The following is a 19173-nucleotide window of genomic DNA, read 5'->3' on the forward strand; positions in this document are numbered from 1 at the left end:
TCCCCGCACCCGCGTTCGGTGCCGGTGCGCATTGTTCCGTGGCGCACGCTGCCCTTCTCATTTCAAGTGGCGGCCATATACGAAAGTATCAAATGATACGCGTCATACGTTCGGAGGACACACGCACCTTGCTCATCACAATGGATTGAGATGGCGCGAACTCATGATCCGCGATGTGAATTGGATCACACCGCATCGCCGGCGCCGGTCTGCCGCCCAAACGGTGCCGCAAATCCGGCGGCGATCTTGACGAGGTCGGCCTGCCTGCCGGCGCCCGTCTTTTCGAACAGCCGGCTGAGATGCGTCTTCACCGTCGTCTCGGCGATACCGAGCTTGGCCGCAATGTCGGGAACCCCGCCGATCTCGACGATCGCCATCAGCACGCGCAATTCGGACGGCGTCAGCCTGAACGCCACTGCGATCGCATCGGGCACGAGCGATGACACCATCGTGGCCCTTTGAACGAAGAGCACGGTGGCAGCTCCGTCACGCGGCAGATGGCGCTCCCGCCTCAGCGGAACGGCATGGAGCAGATAATGATGTCCGTCGGACGATGTCACGAGCTCGATCTGACGGCGACCGTTTGAATGAGTTCCTGCATCCGCGGAAAATTCGAACAGGCCGCGGAATATTTTGTCAGCCTGGGTGTTGCGGGCAACTATTCTGTCGCCGACCATTGCGAGGAGATTGGCGTCGACGAAGAGCTGACGGCACGACGCGTTGGCATGGACGACTCTCCCTTCTGCGTCGAGCAGGCAGATCGCCGTGCTCAGTCCGTCCAGGACATCGGCAAGATCGTCCACGGTATGCGAGCGCGCCCTGATCTGGCGACCCATGACCCGCGACCGCTGGATGTGAGGCGCGAGCAGGCGCATACGCTCGCGCATCGCGTCGTCGACGGTCCCGCGGGACCGGTGACGCAGCACCTGCAAGATCGTGGTGCGCGCGACCGTTTTCTCGAGCGTCACGGTTGCGAGGTCTATCGCTCCCTGCGGCTCCACCCACTCTCGGTAGAAGCTGCTTGCCTCGAAGTCGGACTGGGGCATGATGTCGGCCACGCCGATCGTCTGGCCCGCGGCGAAGTCGAGATGGCGGTCGAGCAAGGGATCAAGTTCGACATATCTGTCGCGATAGAGCTGGCGGAACCGAGTGTCCGTGCCAAAATGCTCGTGGATCTCGATCGAGAGCCTGGCTGCATCCCTGGACAGGATGGTCGCGGCACATCCACCGACGAAATTCGAAACCTGCTCCAAGGCGGCGCTCCGCAGCGCGGGATTGGCCGCTGCATCGTAGATCTCGCCGACGAGCGACGAGAACCGGTTTGCCTGGAGGATCGTCATCGGATGGACGGTGGGGTCTGCGTGTTGCCCCGGTGGCGAGGGGGACGAGCGCGTCGGGAACTGAAGGAGGCAGGCCGGCCGATCGCCGCCTTGGACGGAGAAAAAATGCGACAGCGCAATGCTGGAATATCGAACATCATCCTTGCGTAACGTCAACCGCAGGATGCGGCTTGGACGTTTCCGCCAAAGACTAGGATTAATGCGAACAGCGACCGGACAGTGTGCGACGAGTCACGCGCCCGCTCGCGGCGATCGCCTGCTGTCGCCCGCCCGCCTTGCGGACCGGCCTCTGCGACTTACTTCCGGTTCTCCTCGCAGAATTTCAGCGCGGCGAGCGCCTCGCCGGCGCGCGGGATCTGCATCTCGATGCTGTCCTCGTCATCGTCCTCGAAATCGAGCGTGAGACGCCTGGCCTTCGAGAGGCGATCCATGATCGCCTGGTCGAACTCGAAGATGCCGCGCACGGTGGTCTTGTCCATCACCTCCCACTTCGCCTTCTTCATGATATCGGCGTCATCGGTGGCGACGTCGGCCCGGAGGATCTCGCCGACCTTGTCCCACTCCCAGCCGTCGTAGATCATCACGATCACGATGGCCTTGTCGGAATAGGTGATGACGATGACGTAGTCGCGGTTCTCGTCCTCCTTGTCCTTGTAGCCGCGGCTCGCATTGCAATGCGTATCCTGCGTACGCTTCTCGATGGTCCAGTCGCCGACCTTGGATTGTTGCGCCAGCGCGGGCCTCGAGCTCAAGGCGGCTGCGCTCAAGGCGCCTGCGAGCATTCCGGCGGCGAGAAGGAATCGTCTCATGTCGGCCTCCAGCGTGTTCCCGAGGCCGAGATGACCACCTCTGCCGACGACCCGCAAGGGCTTCAGGCCGCGGGCAAGGCCAGCGGCAGGCGGCTTGCGTCCTAGGCTCGCCGCGGCACGATCGCGATCGGGGTGAAGGTGTAAACCTCCTCGCCGTTCTGGTTGAACATCGTCCATTTCACCAGCGCGATGCCCTGCGGCTTCGACTTCGACGGCGTCAGGCTCATCACTTCGCCGACCAGATGCAGGCGGTCATTGGGCCGCACCGGAATGGTCCAGCGCAGCCCGTCGACGCCCGCGCCGATCAGCGGATGCGGACCGAAGGGCCGGGTCTGGATCGCGAGGTTCATGGCAATCGCGGCGGTGTGCCATCCTGATGCAGCGAGCCCATTGAACAGGGTCCCCTTGGCGGCCTCGTGGTCGAGGTGCATCGGCTGCGGATCGAATTCGGCCGCGAAGCGCTTGATGTCGGCTTCGGTGACCTCGACCTCCGGCGACTTGAACCGCATCCCGATGCTGAGATCGTCGAACCACTCGACCTGCCCCATGATTTTGCCTCGCAATGTAGGACCTCCCGCGAAGACGCGCGGCCCGAAGGAATTGAACTAAAAGCGCGATGTAGCGGGTCCGCCGCGCACAAACCAGCCCAGGGTTCCCCGCGAAACCCCTTTTCCGGTGCGACGAAACACGCCTGAAACAGATGGCCGGTTATCTGGTTGTCAAAATCATACAGGGACGGCCACCATGCAATTCCTTCTCAATCTGATCCTGGACTATTCCTGCTGCCAAAATCTCGTCGCCCAGCCGCCGCGGGAGGATGAGCTATGATCGAGCTGATCTCCGCCCTCCTCGCCCTTTGCAGCATCGGCGTCTTCGCGGCGCATGCGCTGGATGCCTATCGCACCACGCACTCCTGAGCGCCCTGCGCGCGTGGCGCTAGAACGGCCGCCGGTAAAAATGCTCCGAATGCGTCGCCGGCGGAAACCTGTTGGCGAGCGCCAGCGCTGACTTTTCATCCGTCTCGAGCGCGATCTTCTGCGCGAGCATCACGTCGCCGGGCACCAGGAAGCCTGTCGGGACGAAGCACCATCCCATCGTTGCCATGCCGGCGTCGTCGATTTCGTGGACGTTGGCGGCCGTGCCGTAGTGGATGCGATACCTCTTGCCGGTATCGCAGCCGATCACGTCGAAATACCGGTGCTGCTCGAACTGGGCGCGCTGCGCCGGTGACAGCCAATCGGCCAGAAGCCGACGGCCGCGCGCATCCGGCGTGTTCTCGCCGAAGAAGCGACGGTAGAGTTCGCGCAGCGCATGCAAACGAGCACGCGCTGGCGCGCGGAACCGGAGTGCCGCGAACATGGGCAGCTCAGATCAACCGCCGACCAAGCGGGGATAGAACAGCGTTTCCTGCGCGGTCGGGTCGAACGATTTGATACGGGTCACTTCGCCGGGCCCGGTACGGAAGGCGGCGGTGAAGCCGGCTCCGGTCAGCTCCCGAAAGCGCTGTTCGGCCCGCGCCAGCGCTTCGGCATTGCCAGGATCAAACTCGTGGCGTGTGTCGCCAGTCTGGTCCATCACGATCTGGGTTGCCATGTTGAGTCTCCTCATGCCCAGCCCTGAATCTGATCAAAGCAAACCTCATGCCGTCAGTTCCTGATAGCAACAACTTTCTCGCGCCGGCGCATCACGCCTTGCTGAGCAAGAGCGTTTTCGAGCGAAGTGGATGCCGGTTCGCGTCAAGAAAACGCGTCAAAACAAGCATCGAGAGCCCCGTTTGAAGGGGCTCTCGTCAGCGCGAGGCGGCCGTTCCGCCCTCGTCGATCTGTCGTCCCATCAACGCAATTGCCTTCTGATAGACGCCGGCCGCATTCCAGGCCTCGATCGCGGCGAAATTCGGCTCGCCCGGCTGGTAACCGGCTCCCGCACGCCAGCCATGGGCCTTCAGGAAATTCGCAGTCGAGTTCAACGCATTGGCGGCAACCTCGAGATTGCCGGTGCCATAGGCCAGGATGTTCTTGGGCATGAACTGGGTCTGGCCGACCTCGCCGTGCATGGAGCCGCGGGTCGCCCCCGACAGGGTGCCGCGGTCGATCAGCTTCAGTGCGGCATAGAGCTGGTCGGTGAAGAACTCGGGGCGACGGCAGTCATAAGCAAGGGTCGCGATCGACGACAGCATGTTCTGGTTGCCGCGCTGGCTGCCGAAGCCGGTCTCCATGCCCCAGATCGCGATCAGCGGCCCGGGCGGAACGCCGTAGCGCTGCTGGATCGAGGCGAACAAGGCCGCCTGCGACTGCTTGAGCTGGCGCCCCTTGGCGACGATGGTGGTGGCACCGCGCTTGGCCAGGAACTGGTCGAGCGACAGCGAGAAGCTGCGCTGGCCGCGGTCGGCTGCGAGGGTCGCGCTGGCGTAGTTCGTCTGCATCAGGGCCGAGATCGCGGTCGGGCCAATGCCCTTGCCCTGCGCCTCTGCGCTGAATTCGCGCTTCCAGCCTTCGAACCCGGCCGGCGAGCTGCCGCATTGCGCGGCGTTGGCCACAGGCAGAGAGAGAAGCAGCGCGGCCGCGCCAATCACCGCCGTCGCGACTATCCTGCCCTTGATCATTGCTCGTTCCTCTCCTTAGGGCGCGACCGGCTCGCGCGCGCGCATGATCCTACGTCGGTTGCGATCGCTCAAGTCCCGACAGGACCAATCGATCCAAGCAAAGCTCTTGACACCGGCAAGTCGCGACGTCCGCAAGTCACCCAGCCTCCGCTCCCAGCAGGAAATCCACCATGATGCTCTGGTGCTGCTGGTACATGTCGGTACCGGTCCCGGTGACACAGCCGATCTTGCGAGCCGCGGCGATGAAGGGGGAGACTTCGGGCCTGGTGATGACGCAGCCGCAATAGGCGGCTGGCGCAAGGCGCGCGACGTCGACCGGCAGCGGGTCGCCGTCCTTCATCCCGGCGGGCGTCGCATTGGCGACGAAGTCGAAGCCGGCGGGGTCCATGGTGCCGGTCCGCACCGGCGCTTTGCCGAGCCCATTGAGCCGGCCGATCAGCGCGTCGCGGCGCTCGGCCATGCTGTCGTGAATGGCGAGCTCGCCGACGCCGGCCTCGACCAGCGCGAGCGCGATCGCCGAGCCGGCGCCGCCGGCGCCGACCAGAAGGGCGCGCATGCCGCCGGGATCGATCCCCTTTGCCCGCGCTGCGCCGACGAAGCCGAGGCCATCCACCATATCGCCATGCCATGAGCCGTCGGCGCGCCGGCGCATCAGGTTCACGGTGCGCAGGAAGTGCGCCCGATCGGTCGCACTCGTGCAGGCCTGGTAGCAGGCAAATTTGTGCGGGATGGTAACGACGATGCCGTCGAGATTTTTCAATCGCGCCGCCACCGAGAGGAAGTCGGGCAAATCCCCCGGGGCGACCTGAACGGGCACGAGAATACCGTCGTGCCCCCGTGCGGCGAAGGCGGCTGACACGCCCGCGGGCGAGCGCACCTGCGCGATGGGATCACCGACGATGACGTGGAGCCGCGTGGCGCCTGACGGGGCCGGGATCATGCCGCTCAAGCCGGAGCCGGGGTGCCGCCCGCCTCCGCGGCCGTCCCGTAGGTCAATTCCAGTCCATCCAGGTTGCCCTCCTTGCGCCACTTGTCGAGCAGCCGCAGGAACGCCACCGGCCCGCGCCAATATTGGCTGTTTCTTGCCGCGATCGGATCGAACACGCCCTCGTTGTTGTAATAGCCGGGCGTGCATTCGGCCAAGTAAGTCTGACGGCCGAGCGCGGCTTTCACGACCTCCTCGACCCAGGCGTTCTCGGCAGCGAGCGTCGGCTCCAGCGTTCTGGCGCCGCGCTTGCGCGCCTGATCGATCACATAGGCGATGTGCTGCGACTGCTCGTCGATGATGTGCGGGAAGTTGGCGCTCTGGCCGGCCTGCACCGTGACGATCAGGAAGCAGTTCGGGAAGCCGCGGCTGTAGAAGCCGTGCATCGTCCTGACGCCGTCGCGCCAGCGCTCGGACAGGCTCATGCCGTCGCGGCCATAGACCTCGAAGCCCATCCGGCGGGCGTAATCGGTGCCGACCTCGAAGCCGCTGGCATAGATCAGGCAGTCGAGCTCATAGGCCTTGCCATCGACGATCACGGCATTCTCCGTGATGCGCTCGACGCCCTGCCCTTTGGTATCGACGAGATGCACGTTGGGGCGATTGAAGGTGTCGAGATATTCGTCGTGGAAGCAGGGCCGCTTGCAGAACGCCTTGTACCAGGGCTTGAGCGCCGCCGCAGCCGCCTCGTCCTTCACCACGGCATCGACACGCGCGCGGATCTCCTCCATCTTGCGATAGTCGGCCTGCTCGATGACCTTCAACGCCTCCTCCAGCGAGGTCACCGGCTGTGGCTGGCGGCGCGGCGCGAGCAGGATCTCGCCAAGCAGGCCGGTCCAGCCATCCTGGACCAGATCCTGCTCGAACGGCTCGCCCGAGATCACGGCGGTGAAATTGTCCATGCGCTCGCGCTGCCAGCCGGGCCCGAGGCTCTGCGCCCAGCTCTGATCCGTCGGCCGGTCGTCGCGCACGCCGATCGCCGACGGCGTGCGCTGGAAGACATAGAGCTCCTTCGCCGAGCGGCCGAGATGCGGCACGCATTGCACGGCGGTGGCGCCGGTGCCGATGATGCCGACGCGCTTGTCGGCAAGGCCGGCGAGACCGCCTTCAGCCGTACCGCCGGTGTAGGCGTAGTCCCAGCGGCTGGTGTGAAAGCTGTGTCCCCCAAAGCTCTCGATGCCGGGAATGCCCGGCAGCTTCGGCCGGCTCAGCGGGCCGCCGGCCAGGATGACGAACCGCGCGCGGATGCGATCGCCGCGATCGGTCTCGACCAGCCAGCGCGCCTCCCGCTCCCGCCATTCCATGCGCGAATGACGGTCTGAAACAGCGCGCGCTCGTACAGGCCGAAGTGGCGGCCGATGCGGCGGGAGTGTTCGTAAATCTCCGGCGCCCGCGCATATTTGCGCATAGCCGGTCTCCTCCAGCAGCGGCAGATAGATGTAGCTCTCGGTATCGCAGGCCGCACCGGGGTAGCGATTCCAGTACCAGGTGCCGCCGAAGTCGGCGGCCTTTTCCACGATGCGAAAATCCGCGATGCCGGCCTCGCGCAGGCGCGCGCCGCAGAGCAGGCCGCCAAAGCCGCCGCCGACGATGAGCACTTCGGTCGCTTCGCTGACGGCCTCGCGCGCAAATCCGGGATCGGCCCAGGGATCGTCGAGATAGCGGCCGAAATCGCCTGATACCTCGACATATTGCGCCTTGCCCTCGGCGCGCAGACGGCGATCGCGCTCGTCGCGATAGCGCGCGCGAAGTGCGGAAAGATCGACCGTAGGTGCGTCGGCTGCGCCGGTCTTGTGTCTTTCCGCTGACATCCATTTCCTCCACGACAGACGCTGCTTCGCCGGCAGCTCTCCTCACGTTAGCCTTGAAAAAGTGACGCATGCAATCACGTCTGCCTTTTTTGCGTGAACGGCGCGTGACGTTCCGGTAACCTCGCGCGCAAATCACAAGCGCCATGCAACGACATGGCGATCCGGAGGAAATGATGCAGGGATTGATGATGGACATGCCGCTCCTGATCAGCGGCCTGATCCAGTATGCCGCAGACCATCACGGCGAGGCAGAGATCGTCGCGCGCGAGATCGAGGGCGACATCCATCGCTACACCTATGCCGACGCTCATCCACGCATCAAGCGCATGGCGCTGGCCTTGAAGCGTCTCGGCATGAAGCAAGGCGACCGCGTCGGCACGCTGGCCTGGAATACCCACCGCCATTTCGAGATGTTCTACGCCGCGCCGGGCATGGGCTATGTGCTGCACACCGTCAATCCGCGCCTGTTTCCCGAGCAGCTCGTCTACATCATCAACCACGCCGAAGACCGCCTGCTGTTCGTCGACCGCGCCACGCTGCCGATCGTCGAGGCGATCGCGCCGCAATTGAAGACGATCGAGGCTTACGTCGTGATGTCCTCGCGCGAGCGGATGCCGGAGACAAAGCTTGTAAACGTCCATTGCTACGAGGAGCTTCTCGGACGAGAGAACGACGCCGGCTTCACCTGGCCGGAGTTCGACGAAAAATCCGCCTCCACCATCTGCTATACCTCGGGGACGACGGGAAATCCCAAGGGCGTGATCTATTCGCACCGCGCCGCGATCCTGCAGACCATGACCTGCAGCAGCTTCGACTTCCTGCCCGGGCACGTCGAAGGCGTGCGCGAGGTGATGATGCCGATGGCGCCGCTGTTCCACGGCAATGGCTGGAATATGCCGTTCACCGCGCCCTATACCGGCTCGAAGCTGGTGCTGCCCGGCCGCAACTATGAGCCGGACAAGCTGTATGAATTGCTCGAAGGCGAGAAGGTGACGCTGTCGGCGGGGGTGCCGAGCTTCTGGCTGATCCTGCTCGACTGGCTCGGCCGCACCGGCAACAAATTCTCCACCTTGCGTGCAACGCTGTCGTCGGGCTCGGCCCCGCCGCGCGCCATGGTCGAGAAGCTGAAGCGCGACTACAACATCGACTACATCCAGGCCTGGGGCATGACCGAGGCTCTGGGCTGCTCGATGCCGGGCCTGCGTCCCGGCTCGGAGCACCTCAGCGACAAGGAGAAGTTCGACCGCCGACAGGTCTCGGGCCGGGCCTGCTTCGGCACCGCCTTGCGCATCGTCGACGACGGCGGCGTTGAGCTGCCGCGCGACGGCAAGACCGTCGGCCACCTGCGCGCGCGTGGTCCCTGGGTCGCCTCGGGCTATATGAAGCTCGACGAAGGCCTCGACCACGACGGCTGGCTGATCACCGGCGACATGGCCGTGATCGACCCGCAGGGCCACGTCACGCTGACCGACCGCTCCAAGGACGTGATCAAGTCCGGCGGCGAGTGGATCTCCTCGATCCAGCTCGAGGACGTCGCCTTGTCTCATCCCGACGTGCTGCAAGCTGCCGTGGTCGCGATTGCGCATGAAAAGTGGCAGGAGCGTCCCCTGCTCCTCGTGGTTCGCAAGAAGGGCGCGACCGTCGACGGCAAGGCGCTGCTCGACCACATGCGCCCGAAGATCGCGAGCTGGTGGATGCCTGACGCCGTCGAGTTCCTGGACGAATTCCCGATGACCGGCACCGGAAAGGTGCTCAAATCGGCGTTGCGCGAGAAGTTCAGGGAATACCGCGTCGCCTGAAGCGGCACGCGATCACGCTGAAGTCCGCGCCGTCCATCGATCAAGGAGACGTAAGATGCTTTACCCGATGTCGCCCAAAGTCGTCGAGCTCAAGCGCAAGCTCGAAAGCTTCATGGACCGGCACATCTATCCCAATGAGGAGCGGTTCTATCGCGAGGCCGAGGAGCTCGGGCCCTGGAAGGTCTATCCCGTCGTCGAAGAACTGAAGCCGCTCGCGCGCGCGGAAGGCCTCTGGAACCTGTTCCTGCCGGAATCGAGCCACGGCGCGGGCCTCACCAATCTCGAATATGCCCCGCTCTGCGAAGTGATGGGCCGCTCGCATCTTGCGCCCGAAGTGTTCAACTGCTCGGCGCCCGACACCGGCAACATGGAGGTGCTGGAGCGCTACGGCACGAAAGAGGACAAGGAGCGCTGGCTGAAGCCGCTGCTCGCGGGTGAGATCCGCTCCTGCTTCGCGATGACCGAGCCTGCGGTCGCCTCGTCCGACGCGACCAACATCGAGAGCTCGATCGTGCGCGACGGCGACCATTACGTCATCAACGGGCGCAAATGGTACACCACCAACGCGACCGACCCGCGCTGCAAGATCTGCATCTTCATGGGCAAGACCGATCCTGACAATCCGGACCGCCACAAGCAGCAATCCATGATCCTGGTGCCGATGGATACATCAGGCATCGAGGTGAAGCGTCCTCTCCCCGTGTTCGGCTTCTACGGCGTGCCCGACCGCGCCTCCGAGGTCGTCTTCACCAATGTGCGGGTCCCGAAGGAGAACATGCTGCTCGGCGAAGGCCGCGGCTTCGAGATCGCGCAAGGGCGCCTCGGCCCCGGCCGCATCCACCACTGCATGCGCCTGATTGGCCTTGCCGAGCGCACGCTGGAAAAGATGTGCCGCCGCGTGCGCAGCCGCGTCGCCTTCGGCAAGCCGGTCTCCGAGCAAACGGTGACGCAGGCATCGCGGAAGCCCGCATCATGATCAAACAGGCCCGGCTGCTGACGCTCAACGCCGCCTACGCCATGGACACGGTCGGCAACAAGGTCGCAAAGAGCGAGATCGCGATGATCAAGGTCGCCGTGCCCAACATGGCCTGCCAGGTCATCGACTGGGCGATCCAGGCCCATGGCGGCGGCGGCACCTCGAACGATTTCGGCCTGACGCAGGCCTATGCCACCGCACGTTTGCTGCGCCTCGCTGACGGCCCGGACGAGGTACACCGGAACCAGATCGCACGGTTCGAGCTGAAGAAGTATTCAAATGCCTGAGGGGACGTTGACCTCAGCAAGCATCGAAGCCAACGCTTTGAGATCGGAGTCTAATCGAAGCTTGGCGGCTCATCGATGGATACCGGCACATTCTTCTGCTTCGTAATTGCTTCGAGCATTGCGTTGAAGATTATGATCGGCAGGTAAAACATAAGCATGATCGTATTCCTCCTGCTGTGACAACCTTGGCTCGCGGGGCCAAGTTCCTCAAATTGACACTCGCCGGCCGCGGAACATTCTCTTGGCTTACTTGACTACCGATGAAACCGGGTCTCAAAGAGTATCAGGAACGCATCGCGTCAATCGCATGAGCGATCAACACCATTGCGCTCGCAGCGATGATAAGCACAAGCAACCAACTCACGTCCGCCTCCAACGCCGGAAGTGAACGCGCTCATCCATGCACAGTCAAAAACCATCGGTCTGGAACCGCTATTCAGCGGCTCGCTGATGTTTCGCGGCAACAAGAGCATCCGCAGTCGGCCCTATCGGCAGAATGCCAAAAGGAGCAACGCGCCGACGACGCAGGCTGCTAGGACTAAAAACCAAACGCCCATACGCTCCCCCGACTCACACACGCGAATCAGGATTAGCCCTACGATTTGGCATTGAAACGCTTATTGCCGGCTTTTCCCCAAGCCAGGCACGATCCATCTGCTCGCTGCGCTAGTCCAATACCTCCACCGTCGCGGAGCGACCGGCGACCAGCGACATGTTCTCCGGCACCGGATCGAGCGCGATGCGCACCGGGACACGCTGTGCCAGCCGCACCCAACTGAAGGTCGGGTTGACGTTGGCGAGCATGCTGGCTCCCTCCGCGCGGTCGCGGTCCTCGATGCCGGCGGCGATGCTCTCGACGCGGCCTGACCGCGTGACCTTCTCGCCCATCAGGCGGACCCGGACCTTGTCACCGGTGCGGATGCGCGCGAGCTTTGTCTCCTCGAAGTAGCCTTCCACATGCAGCGTGTCGGTATCGACCAGCGCCATCACGCCCTTCCCGGCCGTGACGTAGGCGCCGGGGCGCAGGTCCATGTTGGTGATCACACCGTTCACGGAGGCATGGACCTCGCTGCGGTCGAGGTTGAGCTGCGCCAACGCGCGATCGGCCACGGCTTGATCGAAGGATGCCTTGGCCTGGAGCTGGGTGGCGAGAACCTGCTCCTGCTTCTGCTGCGACACCGCGTCGGTCGTCAGCGCGTTGTAACGCTTCAGATCGGCATTGGCCTGATCGAGCGTCGCCTGATGACCCGCAACCGACGCCTCGGCCTGGCGCAGCGCCAGCGCGAAACGTTCGCGGTCGATCCGGAACAGCACGTCGCCGCGGCGGACCTTCTGGTTGTCCTTGACCAGCACCTCGGTCACGAATCCGGACACGTCGGGCGCGACCTGGACCACGTCGGCGCGGACGCGGCCGTCGCGGGTCCAGGGCTGCTCCATGTAGTAGACCCAGAGCTCGCGGCCCACTGCGAGCGCGGCGACGACAACGATGACGGTCAGCGCGAGGCGGCCGAGCCAGGCAAAATTGCCCTTCATGAAAGATACTCCGAGAGGTAGACGACGCCGCCGAGAAGGCAGACGAAGATCGAAAAATCGAACAGCGCGCGGTGCCAGACCAGCCGGTAGAGGTCGAAGCGCTGCATGAGCCGGCGCAGAATCGCGCTGAGGACGTAAGCAACAATGATCCACAGCAGCAGCGACGGCACGAGCACGCCGTAGATGTCGATCACATATCTCATGCCGCAACACTTTCTGCGCGCGGCCGATAGGCCGGTGCATCCGGGAACAGGCCGCGCCTGATGCCGACGAGGCCGATCAGGGCGTCTTCGCGCGCGCTGTCATTGGGATCCTTCACCGCCTGGGCCAGCGCCCGGTCGACGCTGGTCAGCAGCTCGGCCGGCATTCCGTCGCCCGCGTAGCCGCGACAGGCGACGGCGAGCCGATCGAGCATGTCGTCGATGACGGCAATGGTGGATGCCGCAAGCCCGTAACGCGCGCGGCGCAGGTCGATGATGTTGATCCCGATACGAAGCTGGACGAGGCTGTCGGTATCGCGGCGATCGCTCTCCGACAGAAACGCGATACGCTGCACCAGAAGCCCGAGCCGGTGCAGCATGAGACCCGCAAACTCCGCGCGGTCGCGCTTGCCGCGCCGTTCGGCGGCGACCGCGATCGACTTCCAGTTCGACAGCACCAGGCGATTGGCGATCCATTCCGCGCCGACGCCGCGCGCGATCCGCGTCACGATCTCGGCGACGACGATGCCGACGAAGAAGGCAACGGCGGAATTGGCGTAGGACGCAAAGTCCGCGCTGTAGGTCGACTGGATTGCAAGCAGGGTTGCAGTGTTGGCCGCGAGCGCCGTCCCGGTTCCCGCTGTAGCCGGACGGCCGATCAAGAAGCCGTAGAGCAGAAAGGTCGGCGCGAGTGCGACCACCAGGACCTCGATATGGGAGATCGCAGGGACCACCGCGAACAGATAGACCGCAACGACGACGATGGCGACCAGCGACCACCGGCCAAAACTGCGAATGAAGCGCGCGGGCTCGTCTTGCGCGGCGAAGAACGAACATGCGACCGCCGCCATCATCGGCGCCGACGCGCCGTCCGGCCAGCCGGTCCCGATCCAGAACGCGCAGCAGATCAGGATGGCCACGACCGCGCCGGCCGCCGACCACAATGCAAGGCCGCGGTCGCGGTGGCGGACGGGCGCGGCACCGGCCTCGGAATGAAAGGCCAGGTCGATCGTTGCAACATTGCGGTTCTCTGCAATCGCCTCGGTCAGCGCACGGCAATCGTGCGAGAGGTCGACCAGCTCGCGCAACCGCAACAACAGGCTGGTGGTGATGATCCGTTCCCAGTCGGCGCCGTCATCGAGCACCGCCTGCTGCTCCGAGATCGCGGCCCGGATTCGCTCGGCCGGCTGGCGCGCGCCGATATCGCTCGCGATCCATTGCGCGAGATCCTCCAGGAGCCGTTTCAGCCCGGGTTGCCGCCGCAAGGCCTCCTCGCCGAGCGCCGCCAGCCGGTCCTCCAGCGAGGCGATCACCGGCAACAGCGTCAGCATGCGCAGCCTGATTTCACCGAGGCCGGTCACCGCATTGCGATCGGTCAACCTGTCATAGGCGAGATGGGTGGAGAGCGTGTCGATCTCGACGATGTCGGTCGCGAGCTTGAGGCGCTTGGCGCGATGCGTTTCGCTGGTGCCCTCGCGCAACAGCACGACCTGGCTGAGACGGCGCGCGTCCGCCAGCCAGGCGTCGACCCGGTGAGCGACAGCAGGCGCGACGCTGCGGGGAAATACGATGGTCGAGACCAAGCTGGCGCAGATGATACCCAGCGAGATCTCCTCAAGCCTTGCCACCGCAGTGTCAAAGATCGCGCCGGGCTCCGACACCGAGGGAAAGCCGATCAGCGCGACCGTGTATCCGGCCAGCATGAAGACGTAGCTGCGCGGCGTGCCGTCGAGCAGCGAGAGATAAAGACAGAGCCCGACCCAGAGCGCGATGGCGAGGCAGAGGAGTTCCGGCGCATCGATTAGGTTCGGCACCAGCGCGACCGTCATGGCCGCGCCAGCCAGCGTGCCCATCACCCGGAAGAACGCCTTCGAGCTGGTCGCGCCCGCCAGCGGCTGCGAGGTGATGTAGACTGTCGCCATCGCCCAATAGGGCCGCGGCAGGTCCATGGCGAGCGCGATGACGAGCGCCAGCATCGACGCGGCGAACGTCTTCAAAGCGAAAACGAGGTCCGCGTGGCGGACCAGGAACGGCTCGTCTGCGCGCATGACTATTTCGACTCTGCAAACGTCCTGGCAAACATCTTGGCTTCATGCAGGCGACCGGCCCGCCGCTCGATGCGCTGGAGGGTCTCGAAGGTTATCGCAAGTTCATCCGCGCCGATATCCTTGAGCAGGCTTGCCCGCACCCTACGCAGCACGCGATTGGTCTCCTCGACCTTGGCCTCGCCCGCCTTCGTCAGATGTAGCGTTTTGGCACGCCGGTCGGTCGGGTCCTCGCGGCGCTCCACCAGGCCTTCGGCCTGGAGCAGGTCGATCAGACGCACCAGCGATGGCCCCTCGATGCCGAGCTCGTCGGCAAGCACGCCCTGACGCACGTTCTCACCCTGGCGCGACAGCAGTAGCAGCGGAATCGCGGTCGCATAGGACAGGCCGTGATCGGACAAGGCCTGATCGGACTCGCGCCGCCACATCCTGCCGAGGCGCGTGATGAGCCGGCCGATTTCGGCATGGATATGAGCCTGGGAGGGAGCCATGCAAATTAGATAGGACGCGAACTATTAGCCTGCAACTATATAACCCGGCGTAGCGCGATCGATCACGCAAATGCGAACGGGAACAACGCAGGATGGGACCGGGTTCCGCGACTGAGATACGAGAAGAGATAGCGGGCGAGAGCGCGCTGGCGCTCGTCCCGACCTTCGTCGTCGTAGCCGTGGATGCCACGGGAATGGGAATCATCCTGCCGCTGCTGCCATTCTATTCGCAGCGACTCGGCGCCACGCCCTTCCAGCTCGGCGCGCTGATCTCAGTCTATGCCGTTTGCCAGCTCGTTGCCGGCCCCGTGGTCGGCATGCTCTCGGACCGCTACGGTCGCAGAAAGGTCCTGCTGGTCAGCCAAATCGGGACGTTCATCGGATTTGTGCTGCTGGCATTGGCGGCCAACCTGACACTGGTGTTCCTGGCGCGCATCATCGACGGCCTGACATCAGGCAACATCTCGGTCGCTCACGCCTATGCCGCCGAGCACAGCCCGCCGGCAACGCGCAAGCAGGCGCTCGGCATGACCAGCGGCGCGATCGGAACCGGGCTGCTGCTCGGCCCCGCGCTGTCGAGCTTCCTCGTGCACTACGGCCAGACCGCGCCAGTCTGGGCCGCGGCGGCGCTCTCGCTGATCAGCATTTTCGCGACCATCGCCCTGCTCCCGCCCGATCATCCGGCCTCCGAGCCGCTCTACCAGCATCGCGTGCCTGAGCCGACGCTGACGCGCAGCCTGCTCGGCATGCGCTACGCCTGGCGACTGCTCGGCCTGCTCATCGTCTTCTTCTTCGTCGTCAATTCGATGTTCCTGTCGCAGATCGGCCTGTTCCTCTCGGCGCGGTTCTCCTGGGACGGGCATCCCTTCGGGGCACGCGAGCTCGGCTGGATGTTCGCCTATGCGGGCTTCATCAACATGATGGTCCAGGGACTGTTGATCGCGCGCGCGAACCTGATCGCTTCCGACCGCGCCATCGTGATGGCAGCGTTCGCCTGCATGGGCCTTGGATTCGCGGGGTTGGCGGCCGGCAACAATGTCAGCCTGCTCGCGATCTATCTGACGCTGATCATCGTGGGCACCATGTTCGCCCGCAGCACGCTGACCGCGGAATTGTCGCGCGCGACCGCGATCAACCGCCAGGGCATGATCATGGGCCTCAATCAGTCCCTGATGTCGGGCGCAAATATCAGCGCCCCGCTCTTGAGCGGCGCGCTGATCGGTCATCGGCTGTTCGCGACCTGGGCGCTGGCGATGGCTGCGATTGCAGCAATCGGCGCGGCGCTGGCCGGCCAGTTACTGGATACGCCGCGGACGCGTCAAGACAGATCAAGATGAGTTCGCAGTGTGCACCTCTCCCCAGCGGGGAGAGGTGGAAGCCACCCTCGCCTCAGTTCACCACATAGACATCCGGATCGGCGCTCGAGCTCGGCTTCTTGTAGGCGTTGCGCAGAGCGGGCGACATCGGGACGTTGTAGTTGAGGCCGTTCGGCGGCGTCGGCGATTCCAGCCACCTCTTGTAGAGGACCTCGATCTCCGGGCTCGCATAGAGCTCTGCCGTGGCACGATCGGCCAGCGCCTTGAACGGCGCGTCCTCCCGCCGCAGCATGATCCCGTAGGGCTCGGGCTTCGAGAACGTTTCTTCGCTGATCATGAACAGCGCCGGCTCCTTCGAGCGCGCGATCGCGACCGCGAGCTGGACGTCATCGAGCGCGTAGGCCTGGGCGCGATCGGTTTCAAGCAGCAGGAAGGCCTCGGCCTGGTCCTTGGCCGGCATGATGTTGATGCCGAGAGTGCGCTCGGTGTTGACCTTGGCGAGCTGGGTCAGGTTGACCGACCCGGCCACTGCCGTGACCGCCTTGCCCTTGAGATCGTCGATGGTGTTAATCTTGGCGGCCTTCTTCGCAGCAAACCGCGTCGCGCTGAGGAAGTGCGTGTTGGTGAAGGCGACCTGCTTCTGGCGGTCGGCGTTGTTGGTGGTCGCCGAGCAATGCAGGTCGAGCGTGCCGTTGACCATCAGCGGGATGCGGTTCGACGACGTCACCGCGAGAGTCTCGACGGCGATGTCGGGCATGCCAAGCTGCTTCTTCACGGCGTCGACGATCTTCAGGCAGATGTCCATGGCAAAGCCGACCGGCTTCTGGTTTCCGTCCAGATAGCTGAAGGGAACGGACGCCTCCTGATAGCCGAGCGTGATCTTCTTCGTCTCCTTGACCTTCTGGAGCGTGCCCGACAGGTCTTCGGCTGAAGCTGCGCCCGCAAGACATGTCAGGGCCAGGATAACGGTGGGTAAGCGCATCGGCTGCTCCTCAAGGGGGTCGTCGACTCGTGTCGAGACGCGATCGCGGCGGTGATAGCCCAGACATGCGCCAGCCGCCAGACGAGGCCGCGTCTACCAGCTATCGCGACTTTCGATATGACGCGCGGCAGTTGTCTCCGGCGGAGCGGCTCGGCCCGGGCACCGAGATAGCCCTTACGCGTCGATGCTCCGTTGGACCAGGATGCGCTCCGCGCTGTCGTTCCAGACGTCCATTTTGGTGATCTTGCCGTTCCGCACCACGAAGCGATCGATGTAACGGTTGCCCTCGAACGGTGTACCGTCCTTCCACTCGCCGTAAAGCGTGCCGACGCTATAACGATGGTTTCGCCATCGCCGGGGCAGACGTCGAATCGGTCCATCTTCTTCTTGACCCAGCGGTAGCGCTTGGCGTTGAAGCCTGTCGGGCCGCGCGGATGATCGAACTCGCGTCCGCCGGTGAAGGTAATCACCGTACCCGGCGCCATATAGGCTGCCGCAGCATCGGGATCAGGGATCATCGATGCCGTAAGATAGGCTTCCACAATCGCGGCATCGGACAACGGAGCGGTTTCGGCTCGTGCGGCAACGGACATGCTAATTCTCCCGGGTTTGCGGAATACTAACGCCACTCCCGCGAACTCCGTGCATATATTTTGAACATTTCCTTCGCTAGACTGCCGACAATCTGGAGCCGCCAATCTCGGCTGATTGCTCTAAATTCCGCCCGCAAGTGCCATGACCAGTCAGACCGCCTTCGACCTGATCATCCGGAACGCGCTGTTGCGATCATCCGCCGCACCCGTCGATATCGGCGTGAAGGGCGGCCGCATCGCCGCGATCGAGCCAGGGCTGACCTGCGAGGCCGTCGAGGTCGATGTCGGCGGACACCTCGCCCTCCCCGGCTTCGTCGACACCCACATCCACCTCGACAAGGCCTGCCTGCTCGGCCGCTGCGGGCACAATCACGGCAGCGTCTCGGAGGCGATCCGTGCCGTTGCCGGGATGAAAAAGGACTTTACGGTCGAGGACGTCTATGCGCGCGGTGCCCGCGTGCTCGAGCGCGCGATCGTGCACGGCACGACGCGCATGCGCACGCATGTCGAGATCGACCCGCGTATCGGCTTGCGTGGCTTCGAAGCTGTCAAGGCGCTCAAGCGCGACTATGCCTGGGCGATCGACCTGTCGCTCTGCGTCTTTCCGCAGGAGGGCCTGACCAACGACCCCGGAGCTGAGGACCTGCTGATCCAGGCGCTGCGCGACGGCGGCGAGACCATCGGCGGCTGTCCCTATATGGACACCGACCCGAATGCTCACCTCGAGCGCATCTTCAATCTCGCGCAGGAATTCGACGTCGACGTCGATCTCCATCTCGATTTCGACCTCGACCCATCCTGGTGGCACCTCGACGAGGTGTGCCGGCAAACCGAGCGGCGCAACTACGGGGGACGCGTGGCGATCGGTCATGCCACGAAACTCTCCGCGTTGCCGCCGGAGCCGCTGAAAGCTGCCACCGCGCAACTGGCGAAAGCCGGCGTTGCCGTCACCGTGCTGCCCGCGACCGATCTCTATTTGATGGGGCGCGAGGCCACCCACAACGCGCCGCGCGGACTGACGCTCGCCCACAAGCTCGCTGGAGACGGGGTGTTGTGCTCGGTCGCGACCAACAACGTGCTCAATCCGTTCACGCCGTTCGGCGACGCCTCGCTGCTGCGGATGGCGAATTTCTAAGCCAACGTCGCCCACGCCTCGGTCAGCGACTTCGACATCTGCCTCGATCTCGTGACCGAACTACCGGCACGGCTGATGAACCTCGGCGATTCAAGGTCGGCAATCCCGCCGATCTCATCGTGCTCGACACGCAAGACAGCCGCTTCGCCATCGCCGAGCTTCCTGATGTCATGATGGGCTTCAAGGCTGGCCGGCAGACTTTTGCGCGGCAGCGGCCCACTCTGTTCAGCCCCGGACGCTGAGCAGCCCTCGCCTTGCCGTGCCTTGCG

General features: G+C 64.4%; 15 protein-coding genes and 3 pseudogenes. 4 read left to right on the top strand and 14 right to left on the bottom strand.

Annotation, left to right across the window (positions count from 1 at the left end):
- Window positions 1-185 precede the first annotated feature (185 nt).
- From ACFLEY_RS27370 to ACFLEY_RS27405, 8 genes are all read right to left on the bottom strand, one after another.
- On the bottom strand, window positions 186-1340 hold the full coding sequence (locus ACFLEY_RS27370; RefSeq protein WP_060911580.1) for a LuxR C-terminal-related transcriptional regulator: 1155 nt from the start codon (window positions 1338-1340) through the stop codon (window positions 186-188).
- Between the two features lie 296 nt (window positions 1341-1636).
- The gene (locus tag ACFLEY_RS27375; protein ID WP_011086643.1) at window positions 1637-2149 is read right to left on the bottom strand and encodes a hypothetical protein; all 513 of its coding nucleotides are present in this window, start codon (window positions 2147-2149) and stop codon (window positions 1637-1639) included.
- A gap of 101 nt (window positions 2150-2250) precedes the next feature.
- Window positions 2251-2697, bottom strand: coding sequence for a MaoC family dehydratase (locus ACFLEY_RS27380; protein WP_060911579.1), 447 nt, complete (start codon window positions 2695-2697; stop codon window positions 2251-2253).
- 388 nt (window positions 2698-3085) lie between these two features.
- Window positions 3086-3508 carry a hypothetical protein gene (locus tag ACFLEY_RS27385; RefSeq protein ID WP_011086641.1) on the bottom strand — a complete coding sequence of 141 codons (423 nt, stop codon included), beginning with the start codon at window positions 3506-3508 and terminating at the stop codon, window positions 3086-3088.
- Between the two features lie 12 nt (window positions 3509-3520).
- Window positions 3521-3742, bottom strand: a complete 222-nt coding sequence (locus tag ACFLEY_RS27390; protein WP_008137329.1) for a hypothetical protein — start codon at window positions 3740-3742, stop codon at window positions 3521-3523.
- Window positions 3743-3938: 196 nt separating this feature from the next.
- The gene (locus tag ACFLEY_RS27395) at window positions 3939-4751 is read right to left on the bottom strand and encodes a lytic transglycosylase domain-containing protein (protein WP_211433438.1); all 813 of its coding nucleotides are present in this window, start codon (window positions 4749-4751) and stop codon (window positions 3939-3941) included.
- Between the two features lie 136 nt (window positions 4752-4887).
- A complete protein-coding gene (locus ACFLEY_RS27400; protein WP_060911578.1) occupies window positions 4888-5691 on the bottom strand; it encodes a shikimate dehydrogenase in 804 nt (267 codons plus the stop codon).
- Window positions 5692-5696: 5 nt separating this feature from the next.
- Window positions 5697-7547, bottom strand: coding sequence for a flavin-containing monooxygenase (locus ACFLEY_RS27405; protein WP_396604257.1), 1851 nt, complete (start codon window positions 7545-7547; stop codon window positions 5697-5699).
- A 173-nt stretch (window positions 7548-7720) separates the two neighbouring features.
- On the opposite strand from ACFLEY_RS27405, the gene ACFLEY_RS27410 reads away from it, so the two are divergent.
- Together ACFLEY_RS27410 and ACFLEY_RS27415 are read left to right on the top strand one after the other, a co-directional pair.
- Complete coding sequence (locus ACFLEY_RS27410; protein WP_060913047.1) at window positions 7721-9346, top strand: long-chain fatty acid--CoA ligase; 1626 nt, start codon at window positions 7721-7723, stop codon at window positions 9344-9346.
- 55 nt (window positions 9347-9401) lie between these two features.
- Window positions 9402-10609: pseudogene (locus ACFLEY_RS27415) on the top strand (acyl-CoA dehydrogenase family protein).
- A 666-nt stretch (window positions 10610-11275) separates the two neighbouring features.
- Here ACFLEY_RS27415 and ACFLEY_RS27420 read toward each other — a convergent pair.
- Genes ACFLEY_RS27420 through ACFLEY_RS27435 form a run of 4 tightly spaced genes read right to left on the bottom strand, consistent with a single transcriptional unit; the run spans window position 11276 to window position 14878 of the window.
- Window positions 11276-12142 carry an efflux RND transporter periplasmic adaptor subunit gene (locus ACFLEY_RS27420; RefSeq protein WP_396604258.1) on the bottom strand — a complete coding sequence of 289 codons (867 nt, stop codon included), beginning with the start codon at window positions 12140-12142 and terminating at the stop codon, window positions 11276-11278.
- Complete coding sequence (locus tag ACFLEY_RS27425) at window positions 12139-12345, bottom strand: DUF1656 domain-containing protein (RefSeq protein WP_028170911.1); 207 nt, start codon at window positions 12343-12345, stop codon at window positions 12139-12141. The genes ACFLEY_RS27420 and ACFLEY_RS27425 overlap by 4 nt, the downstream gene beginning before the upstream one ends.
- Window positions 12342-14390: an FUSC family protein gene (locus ACFLEY_RS27430; protein WP_060911575.1), complete on the bottom strand. Its 2049-nt coding sequence runs from the start codon at window positions 14388-14390 to the stop codon at window positions 12342-12344. The genes ACFLEY_RS27425 and ACFLEY_RS27430 overlap by 4 nt, the downstream gene beginning before the upstream one ends.
- A gap of 2 nt (window positions 14391-14392) precedes the next feature.
- Window positions 14393-14878 carry a MarR family winged helix-turn-helix transcriptional regulator gene (locus ACFLEY_RS27435; RefSeq protein ID WP_060911574.1) on the bottom strand — a complete coding sequence of 162 codons (486 nt, stop codon included), beginning with the start codon at window positions 14876-14878 and terminating at the stop codon, window positions 14393-14395.
- Between the two features lie 92 nt (window positions 14879-14970).
- Here ACFLEY_RS27435 and ACFLEY_RS27440 point away from each other — a divergent pair, with 92 nt between their 5' ends.
- Complete coding sequence (locus tag ACFLEY_RS27440) at window positions 14971-16215, top strand: MFS transporter (RefSeq protein WP_060911573.1); 1245 nt, start codon at window positions 14971-14973, stop codon at window positions 16213-16215.
- Window positions 16216-16267: 52 nt separating this feature from the next.
- Here the strand turns inward: ACFLEY_RS27440 and ACFLEY_RS27445 are convergent, their stop codons facing one another.
- Both ACFLEY_RS27445 and ACFLEY_RS27450 read right to left on the bottom strand, forming a co-directional pair.
- Entirely contained in the window at window positions 16268-17176 is a 909-nt protein-coding gene (locus tag ACFLEY_RS27445) for an amino acid ABC transporter substrate-binding protein (RefSeq protein WP_060911572.1), read from the bottom strand.
- Window positions 17177-17350: 174 nt separating this feature from the next.
- Window positions 17351-17769, bottom strand: a pseudogene (locus tag ACFLEY_RS27450) (nuclear transport factor 2 family protein).
- A gap of 142 nt (window positions 17770-17911) precedes the next feature.
- Between ACFLEY_RS27450 and ACFLEY_RS27455 the strand changes: the two are divergent.
- Window positions 17912-19146: pseudogene (locus ACFLEY_RS27455) on the top strand (amidohydrolase family protein).
- The last annotated feature ends 27 nt before the right edge of the window (window positions 19147-19173 follow it).

The organism is Bradyrhizobium sp. YCK136 (assembly GCF_044570075.1).
Lineage (GTDB): Bacteria > Pseudomonadota > Alphaproteobacteria > Rhizobiales > Xanthobacteraceae > Bradyrhizobium > Bradyrhizobium diazoefficiens.

Coding starts and splice junctions, on each gene's coding strand:
- ACFLEY_RS27370 (WP_060911580.1), bottom strand. CDS start 1,340: ATGACGATCCTCCAGGCAAACCGGTTCTCGTCGCTCGTCGGCGAGATC.
- ACFLEY_RS27375 (WP_011086643.1), bottom strand. CDS start 2,149: ATGAGACGATTCCTTCTCGCCGCCGGAATGCTCGCAGGCGCCTTGAGC.
- ACFLEY_RS27380 (WP_060911579.1), bottom strand. CDS start 2,697: ATGGGGCAGGTCGAGTGGTTCGACGATCTCAGCATCGGGATGCGGTTC.
- ACFLEY_RS27385 (WP_011086641.1), bottom strand. CDS start 3,508: ATGTTCGCGGCACTCCGGTTCCGCGCGCCAGCGCGTGCTCGTTTGCAT.
- ACFLEY_RS27390 (WP_008137329.1), bottom strand. CDS start 3,742: ATGGCAACCCAGATCGTGATGGACCAGACTGGCGACACACGCCACGAG.
- ACFLEY_RS27395 (WP_211433438.1), bottom strand. CDS start 4,751: ATGATCAAGGGCAGGATAGTCGCGACGGCGGTGATTGGCGCGGCCGCG.
- ACFLEY_RS27400 (WP_060911578.1), bottom strand. CDS start 5,691: ATGATCCCGGCCCCGTCAGGCGCCACGCGGCTCCACGTCATCGTCGGT.
- ACFLEY_RS27405 (WP_396604257.1), bottom strand. CDS start 7,547: ATGTCAGCGGAAAGACACAAGACCGGCGCAGCCGACGCACCTACGGTC.
- ACFLEY_RS27410 (WP_060913047.1), top strand. CDS start 7,721: ATGCAGGGATTGATGATGGACATGCCGCTCCTGATCAGCGGCCTGATC.
- ACFLEY_RS27420 (WP_396604258.1), bottom strand. CDS start 12,142: ATGAAGGGCAATTTTGCCTGGCTCGGCCGCCTCGCGCTGACCGTCATC.
- ACFLEY_RS27425 (WP_028170911.1), bottom strand. CDS start 12,345: ATGAGATATGTGATCGACATCTACGGCGTGCTCGTGCCGTCGCTGCTG.
- ACFLEY_RS27430 (WP_060911575.1), bottom strand. CDS start 14,390: ATGCGCGCAGACGAGCCGTTCCTGGTCCGCCACGCGGACCTCGTTTTC.
- ACFLEY_RS27435 (WP_060911574.1), bottom strand. CDS start 14,878: ATGGCTCCCTCCCAGGCTCATATCCATGCCGAAATCGGCCGGCTCATC.
- ACFLEY_RS27440 (WP_060911573.1), top strand. CDS start 14,971: ATGGGACCGGGTTCCGCGACTGAGATACGAGAAGAGATAGCGGGCGAG.
- ACFLEY_RS27445 (WP_060911572.1), bottom strand. CDS start 17,176: ATGCGCTTACCCACCGTTATCCTGGCCCTGACATGTCTTGCGGGCGCA.